Raw genomic sequence first — 13286 nt, forward strand, 5'->3', positions numbered from 1 at the left:
TATATACCCCCCGGGTGTATATAAAGGAGTGAGTGTGTTGAGTGAACAAAAGGAAATCGCGATGCAGGTAGCTGGGATGACATGTGCGGCCTGCGCATCAAGAATTGAAAAAGGCCTCAAGCGGATGCCGGGTGTCACGGATGCTAACGTCAATTTGGCAACGGAAACATCAAATATCACCTTCGATCCCGCTGAAACAGGGCCTGCAGCGATTCAGGATAAAATAGAAAAACTAGGCTATCACGTCATAACAGAAAAAGCTGAATTCGGTATTGAAGGCATGACCTGTGCGGCCTGCGCCAATCGGATTGAAAAGCGGCTTAACAAAATAGAAGGCGTCACAAATGCTCCTGTAAACTTTGCTTTAGAAACGGTTACAGTCGAGTACAATCCAAAAGAAGCGTCTGTCGGCGATTTGAAAGAAGCCGTAGATAAGCTGGGATATAAGCTTAAGCCGAAGGGCGATGAGGAACGGGATTCCGCAGCCTCTAAAAAGAAAGAGGAACGGAAGCAAACGACGAGACTGATCTTTTCAGCGATTCTGTCGTTTCCTCTTCTTTGGGCGATGGTGAGCCATTTTACGTTTACCTCGTTCATTTGGGTGCCGGATCTATTCCTCAATCCGTGGATGCAGTTTGCGCTGGCGACACCAGTTCAGTTTCTGATCGGCTGGCCGTTTTATATGGGTGCGTATAAGGCGCTCAAAAATAAAAGCGCCAATATGGATGTTTTAGTCGCGCTCGGGACAACGGCTGCTTACGCTTACAGCCTTTATATTACGATCCAAAGCATCGGCTCACATGGCCATACAGCCGGCCTTTACTATGAAACAAGCGCGATATTGCTGACGCTGATTTTATTAGGGAAGCTGTTTGAAACAAAAGCAAAAGGCCGTTCTTCGGATGCCATTAAAAAGCTGATGAAGCTCCAAGCGAAAACAGCGACTGTCGTAAGAGACGGACAGGAGCGAATCATTCCGATAGATGAAGTGCTGGCAAACGACATTGTTTATGTCAAACCGGGCGAACGGATTCCTGTCGACGGAGCAGTAGTGGAAGGCCGGTCGGCTGTAGATGAATCGATGATTACAGGAGAAAGCCTTCCTGTTGATAAACATCCGGGTGACAGCGTGACAGGCGCAACCGTTAACTCAAACGGATTCCTGAAAATCAAAGCTGTCAACGTCGGAAAGGATACTGCCCTTTCTCATATCATCAAAATTGTCGAGGAAGCACAAGGGTCAAAAGCGCCGATCCAGCGTCTCGCTGATCAGATCTCCGGCATTTTTGTGCCCATTGTATTGGGAATTGCCGTACTCACTTTCCTGATTTGGTATCTTTGGGCGGCTCCCGGTGATTTTGGTGACGCGATCAGCAAGTTCATTGCGGTGCTTGTCATTGCCTGTCCATGCGCCCTCGGCCTCGCCACTCCGACGAGCATTATGGCTGGATCTGGCCGCGCGGCTGAATTCGGGATTCTCTTTAAAGGCGGAGAGCATTTAGAAAAAACCCATCGTTTAGATACGATTGTTCTTGATAAAACCGGAACTGTCACAAACGGGAAGCCGCAGCTGACAGATGCCATTCCATTCGGCCGTTTTGCAGAAACAGACCTGCTTCGATTTGCGGCGGCAGCCGAAACGGGCTCGGAGCATCCGCTCGGCGAAGCGATTGTTGCCGGCGTGAAAGAAAAAGGGCTTGAGATACCGAAGCTGACCCGCTTTGAAGCAAAAATCGGCGCAGGCGTTTTAGCTGAAGCCGGGGGCAAAACCATTCTCGTCGGCACAAGAAAGTTAATGGAGAGCGAAAAGATCGAGCATGGAGCTTTCCTTGCCCAAATGGAAGAACTTGAGGCAGAAGGGAAAACGGTTATGCTTGTCTCTATTGATGGTGAACCAGCGGGGCTTATAGCTGTTGCCGATACGATAAAAGACACCTCACGAGAGGCAGTGGCCCGTCTGAAAGCGTTGGGTCTGGATGTCATTATGATGACAGGAGATAATCGCAGAACCGCAGAAGCCATCGCGAAGGAAGCGGGAATTACGAGTGTCATTGCGGAAGTTCTTCCTGAACAAAAGGCGGCGGAAATCGCCCGCCTGCAAAAAGAAGGCCACCAGACGGCCATGGTAGGCGACGGAATTAACGATGCGCCGGCGCTTGCCACAGCCGATATCGGCATGGCGATTGGAACAGGAACGGATATTGCCATGGAAACAGCGGACATTACGCTGATTCGCGGCGATCTAAACAGCATTGCCGACGCCATTCGAATGAGCAGACTGACAATGAAAAACATTAAACAAAACTTATTCTGGGCGCTTGGTTATAACAGCCTCGGCATCCCGATCGCAGCGCTCGGATTTTTAGCGCCATGGATCGCGGGAGCAGCGATGGCATTCAGCTCTGTTTCCGTTGTTTTGAATGCGCTGCGTCTGCAGAAAGTAAAATAAAAAACCGGCGATATGCCGGTTTTTGTTTTTCATTGACACTTTTTTGGGAAACATCATATAATAGATACAACTAATATATGAGCATATGAACATATATAATCCATAAAAGCACTCATTGATACGCTTTGAAGAGGGAACCCTAATTCGGAAGGTAAGGTGAGACTAGTGAAACAGGAATACGTTCTGGACGGTTTAGATTGCAGCAATTGTGCCCAAAAAATCGAAAACGGAATTAAAGGCATAAAGGGCATAGACGGATGCGCGGTAAATTTTGCGGCTAGCACCTTGACTGTCTCAGCCGGTGGGAAAGAAGAGCAATGGGTCACCCATAAGGTGGAGAAAAAAGTAAAATCAATCGATCCGCATGTAACGGTTCGCCAAAAGCATAAAAAGAAATCGGCTGATGACGGCTTTCGCAATCGCATGATCAATATGCTGATTAGAATGACGGCAGCTGTCATGTTAGGAGCAGCGGCCTATGCCGTTCAATCCGGAACCATCGAATTTTTCCTTTTCCTTGCTGCCTATTTGATTATCGGCGGTGATATCGTCATCCGGGCAATGAAAAACATCAGCCGTGGCCAGTTGTTTGATGAGCATTTTTTAATGGCCCTTGCCACAATCGGCGCTTTTCTGATCCAGCAATACCCTGAGGGTGTCGCCGTTATGCTGTTTTACCAAATCGGTGAGCTTTTTCAAGGAGCCGCGGTCAGCAGGTCCAGAAAATCAATCAGTGCGTTAATGGATATACGGCCTGATTACGCCAATGTCAAAACAGAGAACGGCATCGAATTGGTTTCTCCGGAAGACGTGAAAATAGGAGACATCATTGTGGTCAATCCGGGCGAAAGCATACCCCTTGACGGTAAAGTTGTGCAAGGATCAGCGATGGTTGATACGTCTGCATTGACAGGTGAGTCCGTTCCGAGAAAAGCTGCGGAAGGACAAGATGTGATGTCAGGCTTTATCAATCAAAACGGCGTTCTGCATATTGAAGTCACAAAGGGCTATCAGGAGTCTGCGGTATCAAAAATATTAGATTTGGTTCAGAATGCGAGCAGCCATAAAGCCCGGACAGAAAACTTTATTACGAAGTTTGCCAAGTATTACACACCCGCTGTCGTGATCATCGCAGCATTGCTGGCCTTTGTCCCGCCGCTGGTGATTCCCGGCGCCCTACTTTCCGATTGGGTGTACCGCGCGCTGATTTTCTTAGTGATTTCTTGTCCATGCGCGCTAGTTGTCTCCATTCCGCTCGGGTTCTTTGGCGGAGTCGGCGCAGCCTCAAAGGCCGGAGTGCTAGTGAAGGGAAGCAATTATTTAGAAGCCTTGAATCAAGTCAAATACGCGGTGTTTGATAAAACGGGAACATTAACAAAAGGCAGCTTTGAAGTGACAGAAATCAAACCTGCTGAAGGATTCACAAAGGACAAATTACTTGAAACGGCGGCATATGCTGAGCTTCATTCCCAGCATCCGATCGCTGAATCTGTGCGTAAAGCTTACGGAAAGACGCTTTCCTCTGACGCGATAGAGTCATACGAGGAAATATCCGGCCATGGCATTTTTGCAAAAGTAAACGGAACAGAAATCCTTGCCGGGAACCAGAAGCTCATGGAAAGAGAACAGGTGAAAGGCGTCCCCGATGAACATGCGGGAACAATCGTACACGTAGCTGTTGACCAACACTATGCCGGAGCAATCATCATAGCGGATGAAGCAAAAGAAGACGCAGCACAGGCGGTTGCTGATTTGAAGTCGCTTGGAATCAAACAGACGGTGATGCTGACAGGTGATTCAAAACAAACGGGAGAAATGGTCGGAAAACAGCTTGGCATCGACGAGGTATATGCGGAGCTCTTGCCGCAGGATAAAGTCGCGCGGGTCGAAGCATTAGAAGCCAAGCTATCGCCAAATGAAAAACTCATTTTTGTCGGTGACGGCATCAATGATACGCCGGTGCTTGCGCGCGCGGATATCGGAGCGGCCATGGGCGGCCTTGGCTCAGACGCCGCGGTAGAAGCAGCAGACGTCGTGCTCATGACTGATCAGCCGTCAAAAATAGCCGAAGCGATTCGGATTGCCAAACGGACACGGCGGATCGTATGGCAAAACATCAGCTTTGCTTTAGGCGTGAAAGTGATCTTTCTTATTCTCGGAGCATTCGGAATTGCAACCATGTGGGAAGCGGTTTTCTCAGATGTCGGCGTTACGCTGCTCGCTGTGGCAAACGCCATGCGCGTCATGCGTCTCAAAAACAGTTAAATTGTCGGAAATAATTCATTTTTTCGGGGTTTTCTTATCAGCGCTTGTCTTGTTAAAATGAAGAAGTGGGTCAATTGCGATCCGCTTCTTTTTTATAATTTTAAAACGATGAGGTGTCGGAGTGAAAAAGAAACAGCAGTCTTCTGCGAAATTCGCGGTGATCCTTACGGTTGTGGTTGTTGTCTTGCTAGCAGCCATTGTCATGATTAATAACAAAACGGAACAAGGCAATGAAGCGGTTTCCGGACAGCCGTCTATCAAAGGCCAGCCTGTGCTCGGCAAGGATGATGCACCGGTAACTGTAGTTGAATTCGGAGATTACAAATGTCCGTCCTGCAAAATGTTTAACAGTGACATCTTCCCAAAAATACAAAAAGACTTTATTGATAAGGGCGATGTAAAATTTTCATTCGTGAACGTCATGTTTCATGGAAAAGGTTCAAGGCTAGCGGCTCTCGCATCAGAAGAAGTATGGAAAGAAGATCCTGACTCTTTCTGGGCATTCCATGAAAAGCTGTTCGATAAACAGCCGGATACAGGACAGGAGTGGGTGACCCCGGGCGTTCTCGGTGATCTTGCCAAAAGCACCACAAAGGTCAATCCTGAGACGCTCAAGGATAATCTTGATAAGGAAACATTCGCTTCTCAGGTGGAAAGAGATTCAGAACTTAATCGAAAAATGAACATAAAAGCAACCCCGACGATTTACGTTAATGATAAAGTGATTAGCGATTTCTCAGATTATGATGAAATCAAAGAGACAATAGAAAAAGAGCTGAAAGGGAAGTAATCATATGAAAAATAGAATCGTATGTTTATATGCTTCCTGGGTTGTCGCTCTTATCGCCATGCTCGGCAGCCTGTATTTCAGTGAAATCAAAAAGTTCATTCCATGTGAACTGTGCTGGTACCAGCGTATCCTGATGTATCCGCTCGTCCTGATTTTAGGAATCGCCACCTTTCAAGGGGATACTCGCGTAAAAAAATATGTGCTTCCGATGGCGATTATCGGGGCGTTTATTTCCATTATGCATTACTTAGAGCAGAAAGTCCCGGGCTTTTCCGGCATTAAGCCGTGTGTAAGCGGTGTGCCGTGCTCAGGCCAATACATTAACTGGTTTGGTTTTATCACCATTCCGTTTCTGGCCCTGATTGCTTTTATTCTGATTATTGTTTTTATGTGTCTGCTGAAAGGCGAAAAATCTGAATAACCAATGAAGCGTCCGCGTATGCCGGGCGCTTTTTCTCTGTAAATGGCAGCTCTACAGCGTTTGGCGAATTCTCTCTATATTTATCTTTTTTTATTGTGAAAATGTTATTGATTTTACGCTTGAGCGATTATAAAATCTAGAGGTCGTCAGAAAATTTAACAAACCTAAAGGGAGTCATCAGAATGGCTTGGGAGCTGCTCAGTGTGATTGGCATCATTGCGTTTGCAGTCAGCGGCGCAATTGTTGCGATGGAAGAAGAATATGATATTTTAGGAGTTTATATATTAGGAATTGTCACAGCCTTTGGAGGAGGAGCGATCCGTAATTTGCTAATCGGTGTTCCGGTGTCGGCATTATGGGAGCAGGGCGCATACTTTCAAATCGCCCTCCTGTCCATTACGATTGTGTTTCTGTTTCCGAAGCTGCTGCTGAGGCATTGGAACAAGTGGGGCAATTTATCAGATGCAATCGGTCTCGCGGCTTTCGCCATCCAAGGCGCGCTGTATGCCGTCAAAATGGGTCACCCGCTTAGTGCCGTCATCGTGGCTGCGGTCCTGACGGGAAGCGGCGGCGGAATCATCCGCGATCTTCTTGCTGGACGCAAACCGCTTGTGCTGAAAGCGGAAATTTATGCGGTCTGGGCGGCTCTCGGCGGTTTAATCGTCGGCTTGGGCTGGCTTGGAAACTCGTTTGGCTTGTACGTTCTGTTTTTCGTGCTCGTCGTTTGCCGTGTTTGTTCCTACATGTTTAAGTGGAAGCTGCCAAACCGTTCTTTTCGTTTAGATAACTAACAGGAAAAACCGATTTCAATTGAAATCGGTTTTTTTGCATATAAATAACCCAAACCTTGATTGAGATTGGGTACATGTGCTAAGATAAATTGTATTTGTTTGTTTTTGTCATAAATATAATTTATATCCAAATTTATTTTACAGTATTTCATCTGTGTTTGTCAACTATTTTCTGGAGGTGCCGTCCATGAATCAGCAGGATAAAGAATGGAAGGAAGAGCAGTCAAGAATAGATGAGGTACTGCAGGAACTCGGCAAAAAAGAGCGGTTTCTCGAAACATCAGCAGGCGGGTTGAAGCAAGATATTATCGGATTAAGAAAAAGCTTTTGGGAGGATGTTACGGTCAATTTTGATGATACCCATGAAGCCGTTGAAACGATGGCTAGCATGAAGCAGCAGGCGGAGCTGCTGTCTGATCGGGAACGGAATCACCGGCGCATGGATCAGCAGCTCAAACGAATTCATCAATTAAAAGCATCACCTTATTTCGGGCGGATTGATTTTATTGAAACTGGCGAAGAACAGGCGGAGCCAATTTATATCGGCTTAGCTTCTTGTATGGATGAGAAGGAAGAACACTTTCTGATATATGACTGGAGGGCGCCGATATCCAGTATGTACTACAATTATTCCCCAGGAAAAGCGGAGTATGAAGTGCCCGGTGAAACGATAGAAGGCGAAATGGTGCTGAAACGACAATTTATCATTAAAAACGGCGCTCTCAAGGCGATGTTTAATACTGATATGACGATTGGTGATGAAATGCTGCAAGAGGTCTTAAGCCATCAATCTGATACCCAAATGAAAAACATCGTGTCTACGATTCAGAAAGAACAAAATCAGATTATCCGTAATGAAAAAAGCAAATTCCTGATCGTGCAGGGAGCGGCCGGCAGCGGGAAAACCTCGGCAGCGCTTCAGCGTGTCGCTTATTTGTTATACAGGCACCGCGGTGTCATTGATGCCGGACAAATCGTTTTATTTTCGCCCAACTTTTTATTTAACAGCTACGTCTCTTCTGTTTTGCCCGAGTTAGGGGAAGAGAATATGGAGCAGGCGACGTTTCAGGAATATATCGAGCGCCGGCTTGGCCGCACGTTCCAATGTGAAAGCTCCTTTGATCAGCTCGAATATTGCCTGGCCAAATCAAAGGAAGGCGGTTTTCTATCAAGGCTTTCGGGAATCACATGGAAGGCGGGCTTATCTTTTCAGCAATTCATTGATGAATATGTCAGCCGGCTGTCCACCGAAGGGATGATCTTTAAAAATATCGTCTTCCGCGGACAAAAACTGATCACTAAGGAACACATTCAATCCTATTTTTACTCACTGGATCAACGACAATCCATTCCGAACCGGATAGAGCAAACGGCAAAGTGGCTGCTGAGTGAGCTTAATACATTTGAGAAAAAGGAACGGCGCAAAGATTGGGTCATTCAGGAAGCTGAGCTGCTCGACAAGGAGGATTACCTGGACGTGTACAAAAAACTCCAGGAAAGGAAACAGTTCAGTGAGAGCACGTTTAACGATTATCAAAGAGAGCAGCAGCTGCTTGCCGCCATCATTGTGAAAAAGGCGTTTAACCCGCTCAAACAGGCGATCAGGCTTCTCGCATTTCTTGATGTGAAACAGCTGTATCTGCAATTGTTTTCAGCCTGGGGAGGGACATCTCAGCATGAGAAGACGGCGCCAATAGGGGAGCAGACCCGAGCGGCATTTGCGGAAAATCAATTGCTCTATGAGGACGCGGCGCCGTTTCTTTATTTGCAGGATTTGATCGAAGGCAGGAAGAAAAATATGAAAATCAAACACCTTTTTATCGACGAAGCCCAGGACTATTCACCGTTTCAGATGGCGTATATGAGAAGCATTTTTCCGGCCGCCAGCATGACAGTGCTCGGCGATATCAATCAGTCCATCTACGCCCATACTATACATGGCCCAAAGCGTATGGATGCGAGCTTTGAAGCTGAGCCGGCTGAATATGTTCGTTTAAAAAGAACGTACAGATCGACAAGGCAGATTGTCGAGTTAACAAAAGCGATTCTTGAGGATGGAGAGGACATTGAGCCTTTTAACAGAAACCGGGAAATGCCTCTCGTTTTCAAAAGCGAAGGGCATGAAGACCTTTGTCAAAAGCTTACGAAAGAAATGGAGAGGCTTAAGAAGCAAGGACACGAAACAATAGCCATTATTTGCAAGACTGCGCGGCAATGTATACAGGCGCACGCAAATATAAGCGAATATATAGATGCCAGGCTGATTCATAAAGAAAATCAAACATTTCAAAAGGGAGTTTGTGTTATTCCAGTGTATTTAGCGAAGGGTATTGAGTTTGACGCAGTCCTTGTCTATGATGCATCAGAAGAACATTATCATACCGAGCACGACCGCAGGCTCTTATACACTGCCTGCACTCGGGCGATGCATTCGCTGACGGTGTTTTATACAGGTAAGGCAAGTCCGTTTGTAACGGCTATGCCGTCTCATTTATACCAGGATGCTAAGTGAAGAGAAGGGGAGCCTTCTCTTTTTTAGCATGCCGACAACCTCTCGCATTGGTGATCACGTGAAAAAACTCTTCGGGTAAAAACCAGAGCATCCGGCCGAATGCCGCTCTCACCCATCGCCTGCCCCGTTGCTCGTCCTTCCTAAAACTCTGTTTAGGGTTTTCTCTGCAATTTGAATGAAACAAAGCGGTTTTATCATTAGGATTCTTAATCGTTATCATCATGTAAATATATTTTACTTAAGCCTAGTATTCCGGTAAAGTTCAATTAGATGCAATTTTCGATCAGTTTATAACTTTGTGAGGTGGATACGTTGCAACTTCAGGTAATGAACAGTCCGTTTAATCAGGAGCAGGCAGAACTCCTTAACCGCCTTCTGCCAACTTTGACCGAATCTCAGAAAATCTGGCTGAGCGGATATTTATCCGCGCAATCTGTTTCCGCCCAAGAAACCGTGGGGGCGCCTGCGGCTGCGGTGTCTGCAGAAGCGGCGGCACCGGCCGTTTCAAAAGAAGTGACCGTTCTTTACGGTTCACAGACGGGAAACGCACAGGGACTTGCAGAACATGCTGGCAAGCAGCTTGAGGAGCGCGGATTTCAAGTGACCGTCTCATCTATGAGCGATTTTAAGCCGAATCAGCTGAAGAAAATAAACAATCTTTTGATCGTTGTCAGCACGCACGGTGAAGGCGAGCCGCCTGATAACGCGCTGTCGTTTCATGAATTTCTGCATGGAAGACGGGCGCCTAAGCTTGAAGACCTTCGTTTTTCTGTTTTGGCGCTTGGTGATAGCTCGTACGAATTCTTCTGCCAGACAGGGAAGGAATTTGATCAGCGCTTAGAAGAACTTGGGGGAAAACGTATTTCTCCGCGCGTTGATTGCGATCTTGACTATGATGAGCCAGCAGCTGAATGGCTTGAGAGTGTATGTGAGGGCTTAAGTGAAGCCGGTGGCGGAAGCGCCGCGCCTGCGTCAGGAGCAGCTTCGCCTCAAAGCGGTGAGTCTTCTTACTCCAGAACAAACCCGTTTCGGGCTGAAGTGTTAGAAAACATAAATTTGAACGGCCGAGGATCAAATAAAGAAACACGCCATATCGAGCTGTCTCTTGAAGGATCTGGCCTGACATACGAGCCTGGTGACAGCCTCGGCGTCTATCCGGAAAACGATCCGGAGCTTGTTGAGCTGCTGCTGAAGGAAATGAATTGGGACCCCGAAGAAATTGTGACGCTGAATAAGCAAGGTGATGTGCGCCCACTCAAAGAAGCGCTCATTTCTCACTATGAGATTACCGTTCTCACAAAACCGCTTCTTGAACAGGCTGTTCAGCTGTCGGGGAGCGATGAGCTTAGAGAGCTATTAGCCCCGGGAAATGAGGGTAACGTAAAAGCGTATCTTGAAGGACGCGATTTGCTTGATCTTGTTCGTGATTACGGACCGTTCAGCGTCTCGGCGCAGGAGTTTGTTTCGATTCTGCGAAAAATGCCGGCCCGCCTCTATTCAATCGCGAGCAGTTTATCAGCAAATCCGGATGAAGTACATGTAACGATCGGCGCAGTCCGCTACGATGCGCACGGCCGTGAACGAAAAGGCGTCTGCTCGATTTTATGCGCGGAGCGTCTGCAGCCGGGAGACACGCTGCCTGTTTATGTCCAGCATAATCAAAACTTTAAGCTTCCGAATGATCCTGAAACACCAATTATCATGGTTGGCCCTGGGACAGGCGTCGCTCCGTTCCGTTCCTTTATGCAGGAGCGTGAGGAGACGGGAGCGGAAGGCAAAGCGTGGATGTTCTTTGGCGATCAGCACTTTGTCACGGATTTCCTTTATCAGACAGAGTGGCAGAATTGGATCAAAGACGGCGTTTTGACAAAAATGGATGTGGCGTTCTCACGTGATACGGAAGAAAAAGTATATGTTCAGCATCGCATGCTTGAACAGAGCGCGGAATTGTTCGAATGGATTCAAGCCGGCGCGGCTGTCTATATTTGCGGTGATGAAAAACACATGGCGCATGACGTCCATCACACATTACTTGATATTATCGAGAAAGAAGGCAATATGAGCCGCGAAGAAGCGGAAGCTTACCTTGCCGACATGCAGCAGCAAAAACGCTATCAGCGGGATGTATATTGATTTGACTTGAAAGGGGTTTTTTCAACATGGTGACCAAAATCTTAAAAGCACCGGACGGCTCTCCAAGTGATGTTGAACGCATAAAACAAGAAAGTGATTATTTGCGCGGCACACTGAAAGAAGTGATGCTGGACCGGATCAGTGCCGGAATTCCGGATGATGACAACCGCCTGATGAAACACCACGGCAGTTATTTGCAGGATGACCGTGACCTTCGCAATGAACGCCAAAAGCAAAAGCTTGAACCGGCCTATCAGTTCATGCTGCGCGTGCGTATGCCAGGAGGCGTTTCAACACCGGAACAATGGCTTGTCATGGATGATCTTTCCCAGAAATACGGGAACGGCACATTAAAGCTGACGACCCGTGAAACATTCCAAATGCATGGAATTCTGAAATGGAACATGAAGAAAACCATTCAGACGATCCACTCCGCTCTGTTGGATACAATCGCGGCCTGCGGAGACGTAAACCGCAATGTGATGTGCGCATCGAATCCTTATCAGTCTGACATCCACTCAGAGGTATACGAGTGGTCTAAAAAATTAAGTGACGATTTGCTGCCGCGGACGAGAGCCTATCATGAAATTTGGCTGGACGAGGAGAGAGTGGCCGGCACGCCTGAGGAAGAAGTCGAGCCAATGTACGGCCCGCTCTATCTGCCGCGGAAATTTAAAATCGGTATTGCCGTTCCGCCGTCCAATGATATTGACGTCTTTTCACAAGATCTCGGATTCATTGCGATTGTCGAAGATGGCGAACTGATCGGTTTTAACGTGGCAATCGGCGGCGGTATGGGAATGACGCATGGCGACACAGCAACATATCCGCAATTAGCCAAGGTGATCGGCTTCTGCCGTCCTGAGCAAATGTATGACGTTGCTGAAAAAACGATTACGATTCAGCGTGATTACGGAAACCGTTCTGTCCGCAAAAATGCGCGGTTCAAGTACACCGTTGACCGCCTCGGTTTAGAAACGGTAAAAGAAGAATTGGAAAATCGTCTCGGCTGGAGTCTGGAAGAAGCAAAGCCGTATCATTTCGATCATAACGGCGACCGCTACGGCTGGGTGGAAGGCATTGAGGATAAATGGCATTTTACGCTGTTTGTCGAAGGCGGCCGAATAACGGATTACGATGATTATAAGCTGATGACAGGCTTGCGGGAAATCGCCAAAGTTCATACAGGCGAGTTTCGTCTGACATCTAATCAGAACTTGATTATCGCGAATGTTTCAAGCGATCAAAAAGATGAAATCAGTGCATTAATTGCGCAATACGGACTCACTGACGGCAAGCATCATTCAGCGCTCCGCCGCGGCTCTATGGCATGCGTGGCGCTTCCGACCTGCGGATTGGCAATGGCTGAAGCAGAACGTTATTTGCCGACCCTTTTAGATAAGGTTGAAGAGATCATTGACGAAAACGGCCTTCGTGATCAGGAAATCACCATTCGCATGACAGGGTGCCCGAATGGGTGTGCACGCCATGCACTCGGTGAGATCGGATTTATCGGAAAGGCGCCGGGCAAATACAATATGTATCTTGGCGCCGCATTTGACGGGAGCCGTTTAAGCAAAATGTACCGTGAAAACATCGGTGAAGCAGACATTTTAAGCGAGCTGCGCAACCTTCTTTCCCGTTATGCGAAAGAACGCGAGGAAGGCGAGCACTTCGGTGACTTTGTCATTCGCGCCGGCATCATTAAAGCAACAACGGACGGCACGAATTTTCATCATTGATAAAGAAAGACGAGAGACAGGGATGGCCCCCTGTCTCTTTTTGGTTGTGTTTTGCCCTGCTGCAAAAAAGTTCACTATGAGCATATCGTGAGAAATTATATTCTGAAAAGGGTACTATAAAAGAAGAGAAGTGGAGAGAACTCCTGCGGTATTACCTCTCGGATGTAGACTGTCCGAGATTCA

At 47.3% G+C, this 13286-nt stretch carries 8 protein-coding genes; all 8 read left to right on the top strand.

The window, feature by feature from the left end:
* Window positions 1-37: 37 nt before the first annotated feature.
* Window positions 38-2449, top strand: coding sequence for a copper-exporting P-type ATPase CopA (gene copA / locus SC79_RS13590; protein ID WP_039075504.1), 2412 nt, complete (start codon window positions 38-40; stop codon window positions 2447-2449).
* A 156-nt stretch (window positions 2450-2605) separates the two neighbouring features.
* The gene (locus SC79_RS13595) at window positions 2606-4714 is read left to right on the top strand and encodes a heavy metal translocating P-type ATPase (protein WP_156122673.1); all 2109 of its coding nucleotides are present in this window, start codon (window positions 2606-2608) and stop codon (window positions 4712-4714) included.
* A gap of 121 nt (window positions 4715-4835) precedes the next feature.
* Window positions 4836-5504 (top strand): DsbA family protein, encoded by a 669-nt coding sequence (locus SC79_RS13600; RefSeq protein WP_039075506.1) that lies wholly within the window; start codon window positions 4836-4838, stop codon window positions 5502-5504.
* 4 nt (window positions 5505-5508) lie between these two features.
* The gene (locus SC79_RS13605) at window positions 5509-5925 is read left to right on the top strand and encodes a disulfide oxidoreductase (protein ID WP_039075507.1); all 417 of its coding nucleotides are present in this window, start codon (window positions 5509-5511) and stop codon (window positions 5923-5925) included.
* A gap of 182 nt (window positions 5926-6107) precedes the next feature.
* Window positions 6108-6716 carry a trimeric intracellular cation channel family protein gene (locus tag SC79_RS13610; protein ID WP_010330083.1) on the top strand — a complete coding sequence of 203 codons (609 nt, stop codon included), beginning with the start codon at window positions 6108-6110 and terminating at the stop codon, window positions 6714-6716.
* Between the two features lie 187 nt (window positions 6717-6903).
* Window positions 6904-9228, top strand: coding sequence for an RNA polymerase recycling motor HelD (helD, locus tag SC79_RS13615; protein WP_039075508.1), 2325 nt, complete (start codon window positions 6904-6906; stop codon window positions 9226-9228).
* A gap of 312 nt (window positions 9229-9540) precedes the next feature.
* Window positions 9541-11361: an assimilatory sulfite reductase (NADPH) flavoprotein subunit gene (locus SC79_RS13620; RefSeq protein WP_039075509.1), complete on the top strand. Its 1821-nt coding sequence runs from the start codon at window positions 9541-9543 to the stop codon at window positions 11359-11361.
* 26 nt (window positions 11362-11387) lie between these two features.
* Entirely contained in the window at window positions 11388-13103 is a 1716-nt protein-coding gene (gene cysI / locus SC79_RS13625; protein WP_039075510.1) for an assimilatory sulfite reductase (NADPH) hemoprotein subunit, read from the top strand.
* Window positions 13104-13286: the final 183 nt, after the last annotated feature.

The organism is Bacillus sp. MSP13 (genome assembly GCF_000815295.1).
In the GTDB taxonomy this organism is placed as follows: domain Bacteria; phylum Bacillota; class Bacilli; order Bacillales; family Bacillaceae; genus Bacillus; species Bacillus vallismortis.